Genomic DNA, 19575 nt, shown 5'->3' with positions numbered 1-19575 from the left:
GTCGTTCCAGACTTTCAAGGGCATCAACCATGGCTTCTCCTGACGGCGGCAAGGCCTATCCGATCGTCGATCACACTTTTGACGTGGTGGTGGTCGGCGCCGGCGGCGCGGGCTTGCGCGCCACTGTCGGCTGCTCGCAGGCCGGCTTGCGCACCGCCTGCATTTCAAAAGTGTTTCCGACCCGCTCCCATACGGTGGCCGCGCAGGGCGGCGTCGCCGCCTCGCTGGCCAATATGGGGCCGGACAACTGGAAATGGCACATGTACGACACCGTCAAGGGCTCCGACTGGCTCGGAGACCAGGACGCGATCGAATATCTGTGCCGCAACGCGCCCGCCGCCGTTTATGAACTCGAACATTGGGGCGTGCCGTTCTCGCGCACGGCGGAGGGCAAGATCTACCAGCGTCCGTTCGGCGGCATGACCACGGACTACGGCAAGGGCCCGCCGGCGCAGCGCACCTGCGCCGCCGCCGACCGCACCGGCCACGCCATGCTGCACACCCTTTACGGGCAGGCGCTGAAGAACGAGACCGAGTTCTTCATCGAATATTTCGCCATCGACCTGATCATGGACGCGCAGGGCCAGTGCCGCGGCGTGGTCTGCCTGAAGCTGGACGACGGCACCATCCACCGCTTCCGGTCGCAACTGGTCATTCTGGCGACCGGCGGTTATGGCCGCGCTTATTTCTCGGCGACGTCGGCCCACACCTGCACCGGCGACGGCGGCGGCATGATTCTGCGCGCGGGCCTGCCGATTCAGGATCTGGAATTCGTGCAGTTCCACCCGACCGGCATTTATGGCGCGGGCTGCCTGATCACCGAGGGCGCGCGCGGCGAGGGCGGCTATCTCACCAACGCCAAGGGCGAACGCTTCATGGAGCGCTATGCGCCGTCGGTGAAGGATCTGGCCCCGCGCGACATGGTCTCGCGCGCCATGACCATGGAGATTCGCGAGGGACGCGGCGTCGGCAAGGGCGCCGACCATATCTACCTCCACCTCGACCATCTCGATCCGGCCATCCTGCACGAGCGTCTGCCCGGCATTTCGGAAAGCGCGAGAATTTTCGCCGGCGTCGATGTGACCCGCGAGCCGATTCCGGTGCTGCCGACGGTCCATTACAATATGGGCGGCATCCAGACCAATTATCACGGCGAGGTGCTCACCAAGAAGGGGGACAACCCCGATGTGGTGGTGCCCGGCCTGATGGCGCTCGGCGAAGCCGCCTGCGTGTCGGTCCACGGCGCCAACCGGCTCGGCTCCAATTCGCTGATCGATCTCGTGGTGTTCGGCCGCGCCGCCGGCCTGCGCGCCGCCGAAATCGTCAAGGCGGGCGCCAAGCAACCGGAACTGCCGGCCGATTCGGCGGAGCTGTCGCTGTCGCGTCTCGACCGTTACCGCTACGCCAAGGGCGCGACCCCGACCGCGGAATTGCGCCTGAGCATGCAGAAGGTGATGCAGAACAATTGCGCGGTGTACCGCACCGGCGAAGTGCTGCAGGAAGGCGTGAAGCTGATCCAGGACGTCTGGAACGGCCGCGACGACTTGAAGGTCACCGACCGCTCGCTGGTGTGGAATTCCGATCTGATCGAGACGCTGGAATTCGACAACCTGATCGTGCAGGCGGTCGTCACCATGGTCGGCGCGGAAAACCGCAAGGAATCGCGCGGCGCTCATGCCCGCGAGGATTTCGCCGCGCGCGACGACGCCAACTGGATGAAGCACACGCTGGCGACCATCGATGATACGGCCAAGGCCGTCTCCATCGATTACCGCCCGGTCCACAGCTACACCATGACCGAAGAGGTCTCCTACATCGAGCCCAAGGCGCGCGTGTATTGATCGAGAGGCTTTAGAGATATGGCTGAAATCGCCCTGCCGAAGAACTCGGTCTACGGACCCGGCAAGATCTGGCCCAAGCCGGCCAACGCGAAGAGACTGACCGAATTCCAGATCTACCGCTGGAATCCGGACGATGGTCTCAACCCCCAGATCGACACGTTTTATGTCGATCTCGACGACTGCGGCCCGATGGTGCTGGACGCGTTGCTCTACATCAAGAACAGGATCGACCCGACGCTGACGCTGCGCCGCTCCTGCCGCGAAGGCATTTGCGGCTCCTGCGCCATGAACATCGACGGCCAGAACACGCTCGCCTGCACCAAGGCCATCGACGAGGTCAAGGCGCCGGTCAAAATCTTCCCGCTGCCGCACATGCCCGTGGTGAAGGATCTGGTGCCGGACCTGACCCATTTCTACGCCCAGCACGCCTCGATCGAGCCCTGGCTCAAGACCGAGACGCCGGCGCCGGAAAAGGAATGGCTGCAATCGCCGGGTGACCGCAGCAAGCTCGACGGCCTCTACGAGTGCATCCTGTGCGCGTGCTGTTCGACCTCGTGCCCGTCCTACTGGTGGAACGGCGACCGTTACCTCGGCCCGTCCGCGCTGTTGCAGGCCTATCGCTGGCTGATCGATTCGCGCGACGAGGGCACGGGCGAGCGCCTGGACGAACTCGAAGACCCGTTCCGGCTCTATCGCTGCCACACCATCATGAACTGCGCCCGCGCCTGCCCCAAGGGTTTGAACCCGGCCAAGGCGATCGCGGAAATCAAGAACATGATGGTGGCGCGGCAGGCTTGAGGCGCCGAGCCATTGAATAAAAAAAGGCGCGTTCTCAAGGGGACGCGCCTCTTTTCATTGAGGGGGCGGGAATGCGAGTCGCGTCCGCGCTCCCCGCGCGCGGGGAACGGGAGCCGACGGCGTGCTCTCAGCACAAAAAAGCGCGCCCCGAAGGACGCGCTTTTTCGAATTGAGTGTCGCGGCGTCTTACGACGCGCGCTGCTGCATCGAGAACACGCGGGTTTGCAAGTCCAGCATGGCCGTTGCGAAACTGGTCGCATTGTCGGCGAACTCGCCCCAGACCGAGGCCGCGTTGGGCGCGCGCGCCACCAGCTTGCCGGTGCTGTCGTCGGTTTCGAACCGAAGGTCGGCGGCGAATTTGCGCGCCAGCCCTTGCATCGCGATATTGCCCGCGAGGCAGGTCATGTAGAGCGCGTCGGCGCGGCGGTTGCGCGCCGCCCGCACGATGCGCGACATCAGTTCGGTGCCCACGCCGCGTCGGCGCCAGTTTTTCTCGACCGAGAAGGCCGCCTCGACCGAACCGCCGATGATGTTGTTTCCGACCGAGCGCAGTTCCCCCGCGCCGCGCAGCACGCCGTCGACGTAATAGCCGTAGATCACGTCGTCGATACCGAAGCAGCGCTCGGCGTAGCGGGTCAGAAAATCATCATTTACCGCCATGGCATAGCGGTCATAACGGCTCTGCGCGTCGAGGCGCAGCAAATGGTCCCGGAACGCCGGCAGGTCGGCCGGCCACAGTCTGCGGACCAAGCCTCCATGGATCATAGCTTGTTCCATGTGGTCTTCCTATTCATTTGTGCGACCGAAGAGCCGCTGTTGAAGCTCACCCCCTCGCGGACGTTTCCTCATTATTCTTATTATGGTGCAGCGCAGCAATTAGTTCAAGAGCGGACAAGTGGCAAATGACTTCGGTCATAAGGCAGGGTGATCAAATCAAGCGCATCTCACATGCTAGGAAATTTACCACATTCAATGCCAAGATTCTTCCTCACGACCCACTGCTGACACTGCCCATTGTGCCGCCCCATCCTTGAGCCAAGCCTGCGTAAGGCAAGCCCCTGGGGTTGAGTCAAGCCAGAAGCTCAACCAGAGCGAGAATGAGCGGTTCATCCGCCGGAGGCATCGAATAGTCCCGCAGTTTAGTTGCGGCAACCCATTTCAATGTTTGACCTTCGCATGCGGCAATATGTCCTTCCCAGCGACGGCAAACATACAGTGGCATCAAAAGATGAAAATCTGGATAAGCATGACTGGCGAAGATCAAAGGGGCCAGGCAGGCTGTCTTTACAGAAATACCGAGTTCTTCGTGCAGTTCACGGACGAGCGCCTGTTCCGGGCGCTCGTCGGCGTCGATCTTGCCGCCGGGAAACTCCCAAAGGCCGGCGAGCGTCTTGCCCTCCGGCCTCTGGGCGATCAGCACGCGATTGTCGGCGTCGATCAGGGCGGCGGCGACGACGAGCAGCAGCTTCATGTGATTGTCCGATAAACGGGCGCCGAAGACGACGCTCCAGGAACGGCGGAACGGGCGTCTAAAGCGACGCCCTATGCTCGATGAAACGGGCGTCGAACACGACGCGCCAGGAACAGCAGGACGGGCGTCGAGAACGACGCCCTATGAACGATAATCGCCGTTGATCGCGACGTATTCCTTGGTCAGGTCGCAGGTCCAGACAATGGCCTCGCCCTTGCCGATGTCGAGATCGACGCGAATCACGATGGTGTCCTGTTTCATCGCCGCCGAAACGGCGGCTTCGTCGTAATCGGGGTCGCGCAAGCCGTCATGGGCGACGCGGATGCCGTTGAACCAGATCGACAGGCGGTCGCGCTCGGCCTTTTCGCCGGCCTTGCCCACTGCGGCGACCACGCGGCCCCAATTGGCGTCCTCGCCGGCCACCGCCGTCTTGACCAGCGGCGAATTGGCGATGGAGAAGGCGACCCGCTTGGCCGCCTTGTCGCTGTCGGCGCCGGTCACCTGCACCTCGACGAAATGCCGCGCGCCCTCGCCGTCGCGGGCCACCTGCCGCGCCAGATCGATCAGCAGGGCGTCGAGTTTTTCGGCGAAATCGGCCAAATCCTTGCCGCCGGCCTTCTTGATCTTTTTCTGGCCGCGCGTTTGCGCCGCGCCGGTGGCGAACAGCATCAGCGTGTCGGAGGTGGAGGTGTCGCTGTCCACCGTCACCGAATTGAACGAGTTCTTGACCCCCTTCGACAGCAGCTTTTGCAGGGCTTCGGAGGAAATGGCGGCGTCGGTGAAGACGTAAGCCAGCATGGTCGCCATATCCGGCGCGATCATGCCAGCGCCCTTGGCGATGCCGTTGATCGTGACTTCGACATCGCCGATCACCGCCTTGGCGGTGGCGACTTTTGGAAAGGTGTCGGTGGTCATGATGGCGCGGGCGGCGTCGAGCCAGGCGTCGGCGCGGGCGTCGGCGGCGAGGCGCTCCAGCACGCCCTCGAATTTGGTCGCGTCCAGCGGTTCGCCGATCACGCCGGTGGAGGCGAGGAAGATTTCGCTCTCCTCGGCGCCGACGGCTTTCGCCGCCAGTTTGGCGGTCAGTTCGGTCGCTTCCTGGCCGAGCTTGCCGGTGAAGGCGTTGGCGTTGCCGGAATTGACCACCAGCGCGCGGGCCTTGCCCTCGCCAAGATTGTCGCGGCACCAGTCCACGGGCGCGGACGGGCATTTGGAGGTGGTGAACACGCCGGCCACATTGGCGGGCGTGTCGAACACCGCCAGAACCACGTCGGCGCGGCCCTGGTAGCGGATGCCGGCGGCGCCGGCGGCGAGGCGGACGCCGTCGATCGGCGGCAGTTCGGCGTAAATTTTCGGCGCAAGGGGGGAGAGCGGGGCGGGCGCGGCCATGGATCGGTCCTCGTGCTTTCTGAAGGCGTCTTCGTTTGCGTCGGCGGCGCCGCCGCGTCAAGTTTTTAGCGCATGATCCCAAAAAGTGGACACCGGTTTTTGGAAAAGATCATGCGAAAACAAAGAGTCTAGAGTGTGATGCGTTTCCGTGGAAACGCATCGCGCTCTAGCGTGCGACCGGACGGTGGGTGGTTGCGGCGCCAGCCAAAAAAAAGCCCCGCCGAAGCGGGGCTTTGTTAAAATCACTTCTTCTCGGGTTCGTCCGTGCGGGTGATCTTGGCGGCGTCGCGCAGCTTAATGATGGCTTCGCTCTGCACCTTCTGCTGCACGAAATGCTCGACCTGCTCCTTGACCTGGTCGAAGGGCGGGAAAGCCTTCTGGCGCTTCTCCAGAACCTTGATCACATGCCAGCCGAACTGGGTTTTCACGGGGTCGGAGACCTTGCCGGGTTCGCCCTTGAAGGCGACCTCGGCGAATTCCGGCACCATCCGGTCCTTGGTGAACCAGCCGAGATCGCCGCCCTTGGAGCCGGGATCCTTCGACAGTTCGTCGGCGAGCTTGCCGAAATCCTCGCCCTTCTTGAGCCGCTCCTCGACCTTCTTGGCCTCGTCCTCGGTCGGCACGAGAATGTGCAGGGCGTGGACCTCGTCCTCCGGCTTCTGCGCCTTGGCGGCGTCGTCATAGACCTGCTTTTCGGCGGCGGGCGTCACGCCGTCCTTGGTGATCTTGCCGAGATAGGTCTCCATCACCAGTTTTTGACGGAAATAGGCGAGCTTCTTGGCGAAATCCGGGGTCTGGTCGATTTTTTCGGCCACGGCCTTCTGGTTCACCAGCGTGATGTCGATGAGATAGTCGAGCAGCGCCTTCTGTCGGGCCGCTTCGTCCATCTGCTTGGGCAGGGCGTTGCCGACGTCCGTGCTGGCGGCGGCGATGTCCTCGTCGGTGATCTCGGCGCCGTTGACGGTCGCCAAAACCTTGGCGGCGGCAGGATTCAGCGCGAGGGCGAGCAGTGAGGCGGAGAGCGGAAGGGCGAAAGCGACGCGGCGCAACGCGGCGAGGGCGGGGGGAAAAGCCATGGGGGTGCAAGCTCCGGGAATGAACAGGGCGTCGACCTTCTGCCCGAAATCGCGCGCCTTCACAAGTTCTCGCAGGCTAATCGGGCGATTGCGCGGCGCCTTGCCATGGTTTAGACGAGAGACAAGCAGGCGGAGCGCGATAGCGTCGCGAGGAAAGAAATGCCCGAGAAAAGAATTGACTGGACCAACGCCGGGACCCTGATCGCCCTGGCGATCCTGGTCGGAACCGAACTGGTCGGCGCCTCCTGGGCGGCGGGCTGGGCGCTCAGCGGCCTGTTCCAACTCGGCGCCACCATCGGTCGCGTGATGGAAGTCGTGTTCATCGTGATCGGCTTCGTCGGTCTCTATTACTTCATGCGCAAGGCCGTCGACCACGAGCCTTTCCGTCACTGACCTTCCGGGCCTCCCCATGACAAACAGTTTCGACCGCAGGGCTTTCTGCAAGAGTTTTGCTTTATCCGCGGCCGCCGGCATGGCCGGCATGGGCGGAGGCGCCGCCATCGCCGCCACGCCCGGCTTGAAGCTTGGCCCGGACAAGCCGTTTTCCTTCGAGGCGTTGCAAGCGCAGGCGAAAAAAATGGCGGGCGAGGCCTATGTCGGGCCGGGCGCGCCGGCGCCGGACATTCTCGACAAGATCGACTATGAGGCCTGGGGCAAGATCCGCTTCAACAACGATTTCGCGCTCAACGCCACCGGGCCGAACCGGTTTCCGGTCACATTTTTCCATCTCGGCCGCTTCTTCAAGAAGGCGGTGGCGCTCCATGTCGTGGAAAACGGCAAGGCGCGCGAGATTCTCTACGACCAGTCCTATTTCGACATGCCCGCCGATTCGCCGGCCAAGGCCTTGCCGAAGGGCGTCGGCTTCGCCGGCTTCCGCTTCCAGGAGCCCAAGGACGGAACCAAATACGACTGGCATACCAATGACTGGGTCGCCTTTCTCGGCGCGTCCTATTTCCGCGCCATCGGCGCCCTGCACCAATACGGCCTGTCCGCGCGGGGCGTGGCGCTGGACACGGCGGTCGCCGACCGCAACGAGGAATTCCCGGATTTCACCAAAATCTGGATCGGCCCGCAGCAGGGCGACGCCGCCACCATTTACGCCCTGCTCGAAGGTCCGAAGATTGTCGGCGCGGTGAAATTCGTCATGACGCGCGGTGACGGCGTGGTGATGGACATCGACCAGTCCTTTTTCCTGCGCGGCAATGTCGTGCGGTTTGGGATTGCGCCGCTCACCTCGATGTACTGGTTCTCGGAGACCGCCAAGCAGACCATGATCGACTGGCGCCCCGAGGTGCATGATTCCGACGGTCTCGCCATGTGGACCGGCTGGGGCGGTCGTCTCTGGCGCCCGCTCAACAATCCGCCGCATGTGATGGCCTCGGCCTTTTCCGACACCAGCCCCAAGGGGTTTGGCCTGCTGCAACGCGACCGCGTGTTCGACCATTACATCGACGGCGTGAATTACGAGAAGCGCCCCAGCCTGTGGGTCGAGCCCAAGGGGGAATGGGGCAAGGGCGCCATTCATCTGGTCGAGCTTTCGACCGACGACGAGATTCACGACAATATCGTGGCGATGTGGGTGCCGGACGCGCCGGCCGTGGCCGGTTCGGAATTCAATTTCTCCTATCGGCTGCATTGGCAGGCCGACGAGCCGTTTTTCCCCGCCGATCTCGCGCGGGTCGTTGCGACCCGCCTCGGCCGGGGCGGCCAGCCCGGCCAGCCGCGCCCGCCGGGCGTGCGCAAATTCCTGCTTGAGTTCCTGGGCGGGCCGCTGGTCGATCTGCCCAAGGGCGTGATGCCGGAGCTGGACGTCTCCGCCTCGCGCGGCACGTTTGGCGAGTACCGCATGATGGAGGCGGTGCCCGACGACGTGCCCGGCCATTGGCGCGTACAGTTCGATCTCGCCAATGTCGAGGGCAACGATCCCGTGGAGTTGCGCGCCTTCCTGAAGCTCGGCGACCGCGCGCTTTCGGAAACCTGGATGTTCCAGTATCATCCGTTCCAGCCGGGGACGTAAGAGGGGGGAAGGGGGCGGCGGTTGCGAGGGACGAACCCCTCATCCGGCGCTTCGCGCCACCTTCTCCCGCCAGGGGAGAAGGAGAGCGGCGTCATGGCTTCGGACTCACACAAGCACGCGCATGTTCATTTGCCCGCTCCGTCCCGCGAGGCGGGGTTTTCGCTGCTGCGCCTGTCCGCCGCGCGGCGGGTCGGGCTTGCGCTGGTCGCGGTGGCTCTGCTGTGGGGAGGCGTGTTTTGGGCCTTGAGCTGACCCCGCCGACGATCGCCTTGCGCGATCTCACGCTCGGCTATGACCGCCATCCCGCCGTGCATCACCTCGACGGCGAAATCGCGCCCGGCGCGCTGCTCGCCATATGCGGCCCCAATGGCGCGGGCAAATCGACGCTGATCAAGTCCATTGTCGGGATCGTCAACCCGATGGGCGGCGCCGTCGATTTCGGCGGCGCGCGCGAAAAACACGGAAAACGCGAAAAAATCGCCTATCTGCCGCAGGCGGCGCAGATCGACCTGAGCTTTCCCATCGACGTGTTCGACATGGCCGCCATGGGCCTGTGGCGCGACATCGGCCTGTTCGGCGGGTTGAGCAAACTGGACTTGCAAAAGGTGCGCGAGGCGCTGGCGAGCGTGGGCCTCAACGGCTTCGAGCGCCGCCAGATCGGCGCGCTGTCGGGCGGGCAGGCGCAGCGCCTGCTGTTTGCGCGGCTGATGTTGCAGGACGCGGCCGTCATCCTGCTCGACGAGCCGTTCTCGGCCATAGACGAGCGCACCGTGGACGATCTGCTCGGCCTCATCGCCCGCTGGCGCGGCGAGGGCCGCACTATCGTCGCCGTTCTGCACGATTTCGACATGGTGCGCGCGCGCTTCCCCGAAACCCTGCTGCTGGCGCGCGAGAAGATTTTTTGGGGGCCGACGGAGGAAGCGTTGTCGCCGGAAAATCTGGCGCGGGCGCGAAAAATGATCGAGGCTTTCGATGAGCGGGCGTCGGCCTGCGTCCGGGCCGGTTGATCAGCGCGCGGAAACCTGATCGGGCGAGGCGATGGCGACCCAGATGTTCGGGTCTTGCTGGGATTGACGTTTGACGAAGCGGTAGCCCGTGCGGGTCCAGGGCCGGATCTCGTCGGTGAGATTGTCGAGGATGAAATCGCCCCGGTCGGTGGCGACCGTCAGGATGGCGTGACCCAGGCCTTCCTCGTCCCTGACAATGGTCATGAGCAACGCCTGACGCGGAAAGCCGGCGTCGATGAGTTGCTTGCGCTTGGCGAGCGCGAAAATCTTGCAATCGCCCTTGCCGTCAGTGGGATAGTCCCAATGGTCGAGCATCGTGCCCCAATGATCGAAATTGGACACCGGCTCGATTGCCGCGTTGACGACCCGATTGACGCGGTCGAGCGCCTTCCACGCCGCTTCCGTCAGCTTGACGTCGCGCGCTGGCAGCGCCGCCTGGTCGCATTCGCGCGGCTGGCGTCCGCAAAAATCCACCCAGCCATAGGGAATGGAGGTTTCGCCGGAAATCATGGCCGCGCTCGTCCGCGTCGGCAGGCTGGCGGCCATCACGGCGTCGCCGCCGCCGACCAGCAGCATCGCCGCGCAGACAAGACGTGACAGGACGGACATGTTCGGCTCCGGCGCCAGGGGGACTTCTGCTTCCGGATCCAGAATGATCGGCGCCCCCTTGCGGGCGGCGCAAAAAAAACATTTGAATTTTATGCAACCGGACCGGCGCGCGCGGCTTGGTGAATCAATCGATGCGGGGTCGGCTTCCCATCTTTTTTGCCCTATGGTGCGTCGATACGATCGAGAAGGAGTTTTGGCATGAACATTTGGCGTCGATTTTGGTGCGCTCTGGTCGTTGCGATTGGCGTCGGTGTTTCAGTCCCCGCTTTCGCCGACAGCGGCGGCATTCGCCTGACCATCGTCAAGGGCGGCTGGATCCTGGGCGCGAATGGCGGATCGGGCGCGCTGGTGTTTCATGGCCGGCGCTATCCGCTGTCGGTCGGCGGCATTGACGCGGGCCTCGTGTTCGGCCTGTCCAAGACCGAGTTTCACGGCCGGGTCACGCACATCAGCCGCCCCTCGGATGTCGCGGGCGTCTATGGCGCCGGCGGGGCGGGCGCGGCGGTTGGCGTGGGCGCGCGGGTGATCGTGCTGACCAACGAAAAGGGGGCCGTCCTCGAACTTCAGGGCCGGCAAATCGGCCTGATCGCCAATCTTGACCTGAGTGGGATGGTGATTTCGCTGCGCTAGCGCATATTCCCGAAAAGTGTGCGCGGTTTTCGGAAAAGAATATGCGCAAAACCAAAGAGCGAAAGCACGTTCGGTGAACGGGAGTTCGCCGAACACGCTCTAAGCGGGATTTGCGGAGGGTTTCCCCGATTTTCGGATGAAAATCCTTGGCAAACGATGCGTAAAAGCAAAAAACGCGAACCGTCTTCGGTGAACGGGCGTTCACCGAAGGGGCTACAGCGCGGACAAATCGGCGCGAACCTTGTGCGAGGCAGGAATTTTATCAACCTATGGTTGTAAAACATTTGGCTGTGACTCACGGATTTGTTAACCATTGATTCATAAACGCTTGCCCCTGATTCGCCGCCAAGGAGTGCTTAATGCCGGTCTCCCACTCCACCTCTGCCGAAACGGTCCTGATCGATCTGTCGTTCGCCTTGGCTGAAATCGCCCTGTCCGACCTCAAGACCGAACACGCCATGCGCGCCATGGCGCGCATCAAAAGCGCCATGACGGAGATCAGGCTGCTCGCGCCTCGCGTCATTCGCGAGTCGGATGAAAGCGACCCGCTCGCCGCGTAATGGCGGGAGCTGGCGATTGTCTTTCATCGGCGATCGGCGATAATCGGCGCCATGGACCACCGCCAGACCGCGCCCGCCGCCGCCCGCAACCGCGACGCCATTCTCGCGCGGCTGCGCGATGTTCTGCCGCCCGAGGGGCTGGTGCTGGAAATCGCCAGCGGCGCGGGCCAACATGTCGTTCATTTTGCTGCAAATCTTGCGGCGCTTACCTTCCAGCCCTCCGATCCCGACGCCAACGCTCGCGCCAGCATCGCCGCGTGGATCGCCTCGGAAAATCTCAAAAATGTCGCGCCGCCGCTGGCGCTCGACGCCGCCGCGCCCGACTGGCCCATCGCTCACGCCGATGCGCTGGTGTGCATCAACATGATCCACATCTCGCCGTGGGCGGCGACGCTGGGCCTGTTCGCGGGCGCGGAAAAGATTCTGCCCGTTGGCGCGCCGCTCTATCTCTATGGGGCCTACAAGCGCGCGGGCGTGCATACCGCGCCGAGCAACATCGCCTTCGACGCCTGGCTGCGCGCGCAAAATCCGGCCTTTGGCGTGCGCGACCTTGAGGCGGTGGCCGCCGTCGCGGAGGACCATGGCTTCGGCCCGCCCGACATTGTCGAGATGCCGGCCAACAATCTCAGCGTGATGTTCCGGCGGGTTTAAAGCGTCTTGGCCAGCCCCCACAGCAGCAGCATCACCAGCGGCGCGCTGAACAAGAGTTGGGTGAAGCAGAAGCCGACGATGTCCTTGGCCTTGAGGCCGAGCACGCCGAGCAGCGGCAGCATCCAGAACGGGTTGATCAGATTGGGCAGCGCCTCGGCGGCGTTATAGACCTCGACCGCCCAGCCCATATGGGCGTGCAGATCCTTGGCCGCCTGCATCACATAGGGCGCCTCGATGATCCATTTGCCGCCGCCCGAGGGCACCAGGAAGCCAAGGATCGCCGAATAGATTCCGATCACCACCGGGAACGTGTCGGTGGTGGCGATCGAGACGAACAGGTTTGAGATGTAATGCGAAATGGAATGCCCGCTCGCCCCGTTGACATGGGTCAGCAACCCGGCGATGGCGCCATAGAAGGGGAATTGGATCAGCACGCCGGAGCAAGCGGGCACAGCCTTCCCCACCGCGCGTAAAAAGCTGCGGATGGTCCGATGCAGCAGCAGGCCGATCATCAGGAAGATGAAATTGTAGGTGTTGAGGTTGGAGATGGCGTTGAGCGGCCCCTTGCTGGAAAACTCGCTCCAGACGAAGCCCGCCGCGAGAATCACGATCAGGATCGGCAGGACCGGGCTGAACTCGAACCAGTCGCCCGGACGGGTCTGAACTTCCGCGACGGCGGATTCCGCCGAGACGTCGCAGCCGAGATCGCCGGCGGTTTTCACCCTGTCGCCGCGCGGCGCGGAGAAATAGGCGACCAGCACGGCGCTCGTGAGCAGAATCGCCGCCATCAGCATGGATTGCGGCAGGAAAATCGTCTGGCTGAGCGGAATCACGCCGGTAATGTCGGAAATGGATTTCGGCATGGATGTGGCGTTCGCCTGCAACATGGCCGAGGAGGACGACAGGCCCAGCGCCCAGGTGGCGCCGAGGCCGAGATAGGCGGCGGCGCCGCCGGCGCGGTAATCCATTTTCAAATCGGCGCGCCGCGACAAGGCGCGCGCCAGCAGCCCGCCCAGCACGAGGCTGAGCGCCCAGTTGAAGAAGGACGACAGCATCGAGATCAAGGCGACCCAGGCCACGGCTTGCGCCCCGGTGCGGGGAACGCGCGTCAGGCGGTCGATCAGCCGGGCGCAGGGCGGCGAGGCCGCGACGACATAGCCCGCGATCACCACCATGGACATTTGCATGGTGAAGGGAATCAGCGTCCAAAAACCGGCGCCGAATTCATTGGCGATGGCCAGCGGCGCCGCGCCCATGGCGAGATCGGCCGCAACCACCGCCAAAAGCGTCAGCACGACGAAGACGAAGGCGTCGGGAAACCATTTTTCCGCCCAGAGGGTAAAGCCATGGGCCAAGCGCTCCAGCCCGCCCAGTCGCGCCTCGGTCGTCGGATTCGGGGGAGCGGCGTCGGTCATTTTGGCTCCTGAAAAATGCGCTTCGGCCGCGGGGGCGCGACGCGAGGAAAAGCGCTACCACGGCCAGATTACAAAGGTGAGTTCGGGTTTGGTCAAGGCCGTTCGGTGGATTTTAAGAGCGGCGCGCCCTTGCCAAACCGCGCAAAAGGCCGTTTCAAATGGGCGCCGCCCCGCCGGGGGCGATTTGCCGCGGACCGATCATGATCACTTCCCTGACCGAACACGTCACCCTCATCGCGGCGCAAGCCGAAGTCGTCGGCGCCTTTTTCCTCGGGCGCCTGCCGGTTCTCGTGCTGGCGAACGGGGAAGTGGTTCTGGCGGAAATCGGCGCGGAAACGCGGCTGAAGCTCCATGACGACGGCGCCATCCTGACCGCCGCCAGCGACGGCGGACGCGTTTACACCGGCGGCGACGACGGCAAGGTTTTCGCCGTGGACGCGACGGGCAAGGTGGAGGCGCTGGCGCAGGAAAAAGGCTGGATCGACGCGCTCGCCGCGCGCGACGGCGCGCTGGCCTGGTCGTGCGGCAAGACGGTGCGCGCCCGCGACGCCAAGGGCGAGGTGAAGACCTTCACGGCGCCGTCCTCGGCGCGGGGCCTCGCCTTTTTCCCCAAAGGCTATCGCCTCGCCGTCGCTCATTATGGCGGCGCCTCGCTGTGGTTTCCCAATGTCCAGGGCGGCGTCGAGGCGCTGAACTGGAAGGGGTCGCATCTCGACGTCACCGTCGCGCCGGATGCGCGTTTCGTCGTCACCTCCATGCAGGAAAGCGCGCTGCACGGCTGGCGCCTCTCCGACAAGAACGACATGCGCATGACCGGCTATCCCGCCAAGAGCCGCAGCTTGTGCTGGTCGCATGACGGCGCCTGGCTGGCGACCTCGGGCGCGGAGGGCTGCATCGTCTGGCCGTTCGCCGGCAAGGACGGGCCGATGGGCAAGGCGCCGCGCGAATGCGGCGTGCGCTCCGACGTGCTGGTGACGGCCGTCGCCTTTCATCCCGGCGCTCTCGTCGTCGCCATCGGCTATGACGATGGCTGGATTGTGCTGGTGCGACTGGTCGATGCGGCGGAAATTCTGGCGCGGCGCGTGGAGGAGGGCGCGCGCGACGCCATATCGGCGCTGGCCTTCGATTCCAAGGGCGGCCGTCTCGCGTTCGGAACGCGCGGCGGCGCCGCCGGCGTGCTGGATTTCCCGAAGGGATAAAAAATCCACGCTTTCCCGAAAAGTTCGGCTAGTATGCGCGAAAGTTCCCTTGCGACAGTAATGAGCGTGACCGACACTCTTCCCGAACCGACCGCCGGCGAGGCGGCAGCCGCGAACACTGAGCCCTTGCCCGCCGACAGGGAAATCGAACTGAAATTCACCCTGGACGAGGCGGGTTTCGCCGCCGCGCTCGACTCGGCCCTGCTGCGCTGCGAGGGCCAGAAGAGTCCGGCGAAGAAGCTGGTGTCGGTCTATTACGACACGCCCGACTGGGATTTGCTGCGGCGAAAAACCGCCCTGCGGGTGCGCCGCTCCGGCCGGGGCCTGCCGGTGATGACGCTGAAATGGAGCGAGGGGGAAAACCTGTTCTCGCGCGGCGAAATCGAGCATTCCGTGCGCACCATCGCGCCGGATATCTCGCTGTTCGACGGCGAGGCTGGGGACACCCTGCGCGCGCTGGTCGGCGAAAAACCGCTCCAGGCCAAATACGAAACGCGGATCCATCGCACGACGCGGATGATTGTTGCAGCCGCGGCTTCGATCGAGGCGGCGTTCGATCATGGCGAGATCGTCGCCGGCGACCTCACCCTTCCCCTGCGCGAGTTGGAACTCGAACTCAAGAGCGGCCCGGAGGCGGATTTCTATGCCTTCGCCGGCCGGCTCGCCAATGTCCTGCCGCTGCGGCTGGACGCGGTCAGCAAGGCCGAGCGCGCCAGCCATCTGGCGTTGAATACCGCGCCGACGCCGGTCAAGGCGAAGATCGCGACGCTGCCGGGCGATCTCAACCTCGACGCCGCCATCGGCCAGATCATTCTTTCGACGCGCGATCATTTTCTCGCCAATTGGGCGAGCCTGCGCGAAAGCGACGATCCCGAATCGATTCACCAGATGCGCGTCGCGCTGCGCCGGCTGCGCGCCGCGCTGGCCATGTTCAAGCGCGTCATTCCCTGCGTCGATTTCGAACGGTTTCGCGCCCGCGCCAAGGATTTGGCTTGCGCCTTCGGGCCCGCGCGCGATTGCGACGCGCTGCGCGATCTCGTCGAAAACGGACCGCTGCGGCATTTTCCCGATGGCGGCGGCTTCGCCCCTCTGTTCGACGCGCTGGAAGAGCGGCGTCGCGACGCTTACGCGCAGGCGCGCGGCCTGATCGAAAGCGCCGAACCCACGCTGTTCGCGCTCGATCTCGGCGTCTTTGTCGCGCGGCGCGGCTGGCGCAATGCGCTCACCGCCGAAAACCTCGGCGGCCTCACCGAAAAGGTCGGCCTGTTCGCGGCCGAATCCCTGGAGCGGCTGCACAAGCGCGCGCTCAAGAAGGGGCGCAAGCTGACGAGCCTGCCCGACGCGCAGCGCCACGAATGCCGCATCGCGCTGAAGAATTTGCGCTATGCCGCCGAATTTTTTTCCGGCGCCTTCGACGTGGACGACGCCGCGGATTACATCCGCGCGACCGCACAACTGCAGACACTGCTCGGCGCGCACAACGATGTCGCCACCGCCGAACATTTTCTCACGCAGTCGCATGGGGAAAGCGCGACTCGCGCCGCCGGCGTGGTCTTAGGCTGGTACGCGCGCGAGGCGCTCAACGCCGACGAACGCCTCGCCAAGGCGTGGCGGAGTTTCAAGCGGGCCAGGCCGTTCTGGCGGTAGGGAGCAAATCTGGCGTTTCGCTCGTCACCCTGGCGAGGGGATGGGCGGTGAGTCGTTGACGACACCGCTCGTCGTCATGAAGGACGAGCGGTGTCGCGCGCGCCGCGCCGCAAGCGGTCGCGACGCCACGCGATTTTGGCGGGCGATCTACTTGTAATAGCCGACTCCGCAGGCGAAATCCTCGTCCACCCGGGTCACGAAGCTCGTCTTGGCGGCGGGCTTGGGGTCGCTTGGCTTGGCGAACAGATAGCTGACCTCGGTGATCTCGCCTTCCGGCTTCTGTCCCGCCGCGAAAATTTCCTGGCCATAGGCCTTGCCCGTCGCGTCCTTCAGCGTCCGCACGTCCTGGCCGAGCAAGTCTTTCGCGTTGCCGTTGCCCATGGCGACGAATTTCCCGTTGCCGGCATTGGTGCAAAACACATAGATGTCGCCGTTCAGGAACCGGCCGCCGCCCGCGTTGAACATCTCGAAGGCCTGCTCCCTGTTGACCTTCACCTCGATAACCACATTCTCGAGCATGGCCCTGGCTTCGGCTCCATCGGCCAATCGCCCGGCTTGCTGGGCGAAAGCCGCTGACGAAAGCGCGAGGACCGCGCCGGTTGCGGCGATGATGATCTTGCGTACCATGTCATTTCCCCCTTGATGGCGAATCTCGACCCTCGCGTCTGGCGACGGCGCTCGCGGCGGCATTCGCGCCGCCTTCGTCCCGTGATTTCGGCGTGTCCCGGCAGCTTGCGCCAGAAGCTACATCACAGGCGCGTCTTGCGAAATAGGGCCAGGCTCCCACCAAAGGAGGAGCGCGCCGTTCGCGCGCGGGACTACGGCCTTGTCGCCAGCGTCATGATATCGTTGATCGACCGGCGGTTGGCGCTGTCGCAGAATTGCGCGTCGAGTTCCGCCTGGACCGAGGCCGACAGCCACCAGCTCATCGACACCTTGCTCATCGCGGGCTTCTTGCCGGCGAGGCCGGCGCATTGCGCGGCAAACAGCGCGTCGCCGCGCGGGTCGGGACCAATGTTCGCCTTCTCGTTCATCAGGATCTTGAAAAAGCCGGGCGCCGCCTGTCCGTTCAGACGCGCGAGTTCACGCAAGGCGAGATCGGCCGCCTCCTCGCCATGGCCGCCCCGCGTGGCCAGCACCGTATTCAGCGGCGCCGCCACCATGCCGGCGACCTCCACGGCCAGACTTTCGTCCAGCGGGCCATATTGTGGCGTGGCCGCGGCGCGCGGCGGCGTTTTCTTGAGCGCGCGGTCGATGTTGGGATCGTTTTGCACCCATATCAGGGCGGGTTTGACGTGCAGTTTGCTCAGCGCCTCCGCGAGGTCGAGCGCCGAGGTGAGGCCGGAGTTTTCGAAATAGCCGCCATCGACCACGCGGTCGCCATAGCTGGCGTCGGCGTCGTCGCGGATCACGCCGGGCGGCGAAATGATCGGGAAGCGGGCGCTGAGCAGAGCCGCCGTGGACAGGCGCAGGTCGGGCGCGTCGCGCACGGCGGGCAGATCGGTGGCGTCATGCGCGGCGGCCGGACAGGAACCGCCGTCGGTCGGGCAGGGGCGCGACATCAGTTCGAACAGGTCGTAAGCCTGCGAAAAAAAGGCGATGCGTCCGGGCGCGCCGTCCGGGCTGGCGTAGGTCGAGATCAGGTCCGAAGCGATGATGCGGCGGCCGGTCGAGACCGACGTGCCGTTGAGCAGCAGCAGTGGCAGCCAGCCCTCGCCGGTCCCGGCATAACCGAACGGGCGGCACAGGCCCTTGCCCGGCCGCGTCCCGCAATTGTGCGGCGTCCTGGTGAGGTCGGTGACGTAATTATAATGGCGCTCCCAGCTTTGCTCCAGCAGGGCGGCGCGGTCGAGGATCAGCGATCCCGAGCCGAACGGGTTGGCCGGCGCGAAACCGTCGCGGAAGCCCAGACCAATGAAGCCGCTCGACAGATAGTCGCCCGACACCAGCGTTTGCAGGCACGAGCGCCAGGAGACCCGCACATCCGGCGCTGTCTTGGCTCCGGCTCCCTCGGCTCCGAACCAGGTGCGGTCGCCGCGCGCGCAGGGCGGGGCGGCGGCGGCGCGCTCGGCCGCGTCGGCCAGAGCCGCGCGGATCGCCACCGCGCCATAGGCGCCGCCGGAGACGCCCGACAGCGCGAAAATCTTGCGGCCCGGCGCGCCATTGGGTTCGCTGCGATCGATGATTTCGCCCGCGAGCGTCGCGGCCATGAAGGCGGCGCGGCTAGCCCCGCCCTCGGCGGCGATAATGAGCGCGGCCGGGCATTTGCCTGTGTCATCCTGGCAGCCGTTGGCGCGGCGCCATTTCTCGACCGCCGCGGCGAGCTCGATCTGGCGGCCGGCGAGTTGGTCCGTGGGCCGCTGGGGCAACAGGCGAACGTCGTTCAGATGCGTGTTGGTTCCCGTGACCAGCGCGGCGATCACGACGATGGGAGCCAGCACCGGCCAGCCGGCCTCGTGTCCGAGCCGCGCCAGCAGGCTCAGCGCCAGCACCAGCGATCCCAGCAGGAAGGGGATCAGCAGCGCGCGATCGAACAGCGCCGCCAATTCGTGCGGCCGCAGATAGGCGGCCACGAAATACAGCGCCGTGACGACCATCGAGGCGCGCGCGAACAGGGTGAGCTCTGTCTTGACGCGCTGCGCGCCGCCCGCGGCGCGCAGGTTGGCCCGATGTCCGAGCCAGGCCAGCAGGTCGCGCCGCCAGATGACGAGGGCGACGAAGAGGATGGCGGCGAGCGCGTCGCCGGCGCCGATGAGAACGATCTGGTCATGAGCGCGCTTGACCTCGTCGAGGTCGCGCGCGGAATCCATGGCGGCGTCGCAGAAATAAAGGCCCAGGGCGACGGCGGCGAAGGGAACGAGGCCGAGCGCGCGCGGGGTCCAGCGGATCGCCCAGTCGAACTCGTCGCGCAGAGTTGTTTCAAGCGCGGCCAGTTCGTCGGGCGGCAGGGTTCGCCGGATTTGAACGGGAACGAGCCAATGCGGCTCCTCAAGGATGCGCCGGGCGCCGTAATGGACCGGGAAGGCCCAGACGAAGAACAAAGCCAGCAGGAACAGAACCCAATGGCCGAACTGCGCCAAGGGGCTGGAGAAGGCGAGATCTGCGAACAGGTTCTGCGCCTGAACGACGCCGCCGAGCAGGGCCAGCCCGACAAGGGCCGAAATCAGGGAGAACCGGCAGGCGGCGAGGAGACGGCCGAACAACACCAATTTTCGCCAAATTCGCGGCAGCATGAGCGCCTCCTGAAATCAATGCGACGCCACAA

The 19575-nt window shown here is 64.8% G+C and carries 19 protein-coding genes; 11 read left to right on the top strand and 8 right to left on the bottom strand.

The features are described 5' to 3' along the window. Positions 1-29: 29 nt before the first annotated feature. The gene (gene sdhA, locus CCR94_RS04060) at positions 30-1841 is read left to right on the top strand and encodes a succinate dehydrogenase flavoprotein subunit (protein ID WP_104506590.1); all 1812 of its coding nucleotides are present in this window, start codon (positions 30-32) and stop codon (positions 1839-1841) included. 18 nt (positions 1842-1859) lie between these two features. Then, complete coding sequence (locus CCR94_RS04055; protein WP_104506589.1) at positions 1860-2639, top strand: succinate dehydrogenase iron-sulfur subunit; 780 nt, start codon at positions 1860-1862, stop codon at positions 2637-2639. Positions 2640-2825: 186 nt separating this feature from the next. Here the strand turns inward: CCR94_RS04055 and CCR94_RS04050 are convergent, their stop codons facing one another. The 4 genes from CCR94_RS04050 to CCR94_RS04030 form a co-directional block, all read right to left on the bottom strand. Then, positions 2826-3416 carry a GNAT family N-acetyltransferase gene (locus tag CCR94_RS04050; protein ID WP_104506588.1) on the bottom strand — a complete coding sequence of 197 codons (591 nt, stop codon included), beginning with the start codon at positions 3414-3416 and terminating at the stop codon, positions 2826-2828. A 292-nt stretch (positions 3417-3708) separates the two neighbouring features. Beyond that, the gene (gene mutT / locus CCR94_RS04045) at positions 3709-4110 is read right to left on the bottom strand and encodes an 8-oxo-dGTP diphosphatase MutT (protein WP_104506587.1); all 402 of its coding nucleotides are present in this window, start codon (positions 4108-4110) and stop codon (positions 3709-3711) included. A 141-nt stretch (positions 4111-4251) separates the two neighbouring features. Beyond that, a complete protein-coding gene (gene argJ, locus CCR94_RS04040; protein ID WP_104506586.1) occupies positions 4252-5499 on the bottom strand; it encodes a bifunctional glutamate N-acetyltransferase/amino-acid acetyltransferase ArgJ in 1248 nt (415 codons plus the stop codon). A 242-nt stretch (positions 5500-5741) separates the two neighbouring features. Next, on the bottom strand, positions 5742-6575 hold the full coding sequence (locus CCR94_RS04030) for a peptidylprolyl isomerase (protein ID WP_104506655.1): 834 nt from the start codon (positions 6573-6575) through the stop codon (positions 5742-5744). A gap of 159 nt (positions 6576-6734) precedes the next feature. On the opposite strand from CCR94_RS04030, the gene CCR94_RS04025 reads away from it, so the two are divergent. The 4 genes from CCR94_RS04025 (at position 6735) to CCR94_RS04015 (ending at position 9599) form a co-directional block, all read left to right on the top strand. Next, positions 6735-6968, top strand: coding sequence for a hypothetical protein (locus CCR94_RS04025; protein ID WP_104506584.1), 234 nt, complete (start codon positions 6735-6737; stop codon positions 6966-6968). 16 nt (positions 6969-6984) lie between these two features. Continuing rightward, positions 6985-8592 (top strand): OpgD/OpgG family glucan biosynthesis protein, encoded by a 1608-nt coding sequence (locus tag CCR94_RS04020; protein ID WP_104506583.1) that lies wholly within the window; start codon positions 6985-6987, stop codon positions 8590-8592. A 93-nt stretch (positions 8593-8685) separates the two neighbouring features. Beyond that, on the top strand, positions 8686-8844 hold the full coding sequence (locus CCR94_RS24940) for a hypothetical protein (RefSeq protein WP_158254611.1): 159 nt from the start codon (positions 8686-8688) through the stop codon (positions 8842-8844). Further along, complete coding sequence (locus CCR94_RS04015) at positions 8829-9599, top strand: metal ABC transporter ATP-binding protein (RefSeq protein WP_104506582.1); 771 nt, start codon at positions 8829-8831, stop codon at positions 9597-9599. The genes CCR94_RS24940 and CCR94_RS04015 overlap by 16 nt, the downstream gene beginning before the upstream one ends. On the opposite strand, the gene CCR94_RS04010 is transcribed toward CCR94_RS04015, so the two are convergent. Further along, a complete protein-coding gene (locus CCR94_RS04010) occupies positions 9600-10208 on the bottom strand; it encodes a transglutaminase-like cysteine peptidase (RefSeq protein ID WP_104506581.1) in 609 nt (202 codons plus the stop codon). It abuts the gene before it with no gap. Between the two features lie 198 nt (positions 10209-10406). Here CCR94_RS04010 and CCR94_RS04005 point away from each other — a divergent pair, with 198 nt between their 5' ends. From CCR94_RS04005 to CCR94_RS03995, 3 genes are all read left to right on the top strand, one after another. Further along, a complete protein-coding gene (locus tag CCR94_RS04005) occupies positions 10407-10838 on the top strand; it encodes a hypothetical protein (RefSeq protein WP_104506580.1) in 432 nt (143 codons plus the stop codon). A gap of 359 nt (positions 10839-11197) precedes the next feature. Beyond that, positions 11198-11398 (top strand): hypothetical protein, encoded by a 201-nt coding sequence (locus CCR94_RS04000; RefSeq protein WP_104506579.1) that lies wholly within the window; start codon positions 11198-11200, stop codon positions 11396-11398. A 51-nt stretch (positions 11399-11449) separates the two neighbouring features. Next, complete coding sequence (locus tag CCR94_RS03995; RefSeq protein WP_104506578.1) at positions 11450-12049, top strand: DUF938 domain-containing protein; 600 nt, start codon at positions 11450-11452, stop codon at positions 12047-12049. Here the strand turns inward: CCR94_RS03995 and CCR94_RS03990 are convergent. Continuing rightward, a complete protein-coding gene (locus CCR94_RS03990) occupies positions 12046-13464 on the bottom strand; it encodes a short-chain fatty acid transporter (RefSeq protein WP_104506577.1) in 1419 nt (472 codons plus the stop codon). The two genes, CCR94_RS03995 and CCR94_RS03990, sit on opposite strands and share 4 nt — an antisense overlap. Before the next feature lie 200 nt (positions 13465-13664). Between CCR94_RS03990 and CCR94_RS03985 the strand changes: the two genes are divergently transcribed. Both CCR94_RS03985 and CCR94_RS03980 read left to right on the top strand, forming a co-directional pair. Then, positions 13665-14663, top strand: a complete 999-nt coding sequence (locus CCR94_RS03985; RefSeq protein ID WP_104506654.1) for a WD40 repeat domain-containing protein — start codon at positions 13665-13667, stop codon at positions 14661-14663. 66 nt (positions 14664-14729) lie between these two features. Further along, entirely contained in the window at positions 14730-16310 is a 1581-nt protein-coding gene (locus CCR94_RS03980; RefSeq protein WP_206605773.1) for a CYTH and CHAD domain-containing protein, read from the top strand. Between the two features lie 147 nt (positions 16311-16457). On the opposite strand, the gene CCR94_RS03975 is transcribed toward CCR94_RS03980, so the two are convergent. Continuing rightward, on the bottom strand, positions 16458-16937 hold the full coding sequence (locus CCR94_RS03975) for a cache domain-containing protein (RefSeq protein ID WP_158254609.1): 480 nt from the start codon (positions 16935-16937) through the stop codon (positions 16458-16460). Positions 16938-17128: 191 nt separating this feature from the next. Then, positions 17129-19543 (bottom strand): hypothetical protein, encoded by a 2415-nt coding sequence (locus CCR94_RS03970; protein WP_104506574.1) that lies wholly within the window; start codon positions 19541-19543, stop codon positions 17129-17131. Between the last annotated feature and the right edge of the window lie 32 nt (positions 19544-19575).

The sequence above is a fragment of the Rhodoblastus sphagnicola genome (assembly GCF_002937075.1).
GTDB lineage: Bacteria > Pseudomonadota > Alphaproteobacteria > Rhizobiales > Beijerinckiaceae > Rhodoblastus > Rhodoblastus sphagnicola.
The sequence above is the reverse complement of the archived record's forward strand: the minus strand, read 5'-3'. Positions and strand labels throughout refer to the sequence as shown.

Coding starts and splice junctions, on each gene's coding strand:
- CCR94_RS04050 (WP_104506588.1), bottom strand. CDS start 3,416: ATGGAACAAGCTATGATCCATGGAGGCTTGGTCCGCAGACTGTGGCCG.
- CCR94_RS03985 (WP_104506654.1), top strand. CDS start 13,665: ATGATCACTTCCCTGACCGAACACGTCACCCTCATCGCGGCGCAAGCC.
- CCR94_RS04000 (WP_104506579.1), top strand. CDS start 11,198: ATGCCGGTCTCCCACTCCACCTCTGCCGAAACGGTCCTGATCGATCTG.
- CCR94_RS24940 (WP_158254611.1), top strand. CDS start 8,686: ATGGCTTCGGACTCACACAAGCACGCGCATGTTCATTTGCCCGCTCCG.
- CCR94_RS03990 (WP_104506577.1), bottom strand. CDS start 13,464: ATGACCGACGCCGCTCCCCCGAATCCGACGACCGAGGCGCGACTGGGC.
- argJ (WP_104506586.1), bottom strand. CDS start 5,499: ATGGCCGCGCCCGCCCCGCTCTCCCCCCTTGCGCCGAAAATTTACGCC.
- CCR94_RS04055 (WP_104506589.1), top strand. CDS start 1,860: ATGGCTGAAATCGCCCTGCCGAAGAACTCGGTCTACGGACCCGGCAAG.
- CCR94_RS03970 (WP_104506574.1), bottom strand. CDS start 19,543: ATGCTGCCGCGAATTTGGCGAAAATTGGTGTTGTTCGGCCGTCTCCTC.
- CCR94_RS03975 (WP_158254609.1), bottom strand. CDS start 16,937: ATGGTACGCAAGATCATCATCGCCGCAACCGGCGCGGTCCTCGCGCTT.
- CCR94_RS04010 (WP_104506581.1), bottom strand. CDS start 10,208: ATGTCCGTCCTGTCACGTCTTGTCTGCGCGGCGATGCTGCTGGTCGGC.
- CCR94_RS04025 (WP_104506584.1), top strand. CDS start 6,735: ATGCCCGAGAAAAGAATTGACTGGACCAACGCCGGGACCCTGATCGCC.
- CCR94_RS04030 (WP_104506655.1), bottom strand. CDS start 6,575: ATGGCTTTTCCCCCCGCCCTCGCCGCGTTGCGCCGCGTCGCTTTCGCC.
- CCR94_RS04005 (WP_104506580.1), top strand. CDS start 10,407: ATGAACATTTGGCGTCGATTTTGGTGCGCTCTGGTCGTTGCGATTGGC.
- sdhA (WP_104506590.1), top strand. CDS start 30: ATGGCTTCTCCTGACGGCGGCAAGGCCTATCCGATCGTCGATCACACT.
- CCR94_RS03995 (WP_104506578.1), top strand. CDS start 11,450: ATGGACCACCGCCAGACCGCGCCCGCCGCCGCCCGCAACCGCGACGCC.
- CCR94_RS04020 (WP_104506583.1), top strand. CDS start 6,985: ATGACAAACAGTTTCGACCGCAGGGCTTTCTGCAAGAGTTTTGCTTTA.
- mutT (WP_104506587.1), bottom strand. CDS start 4,110: ATGAAGCTGCTGCTCGTCGTCGCCGCCGCCCTGATCGACGCCGACAAT.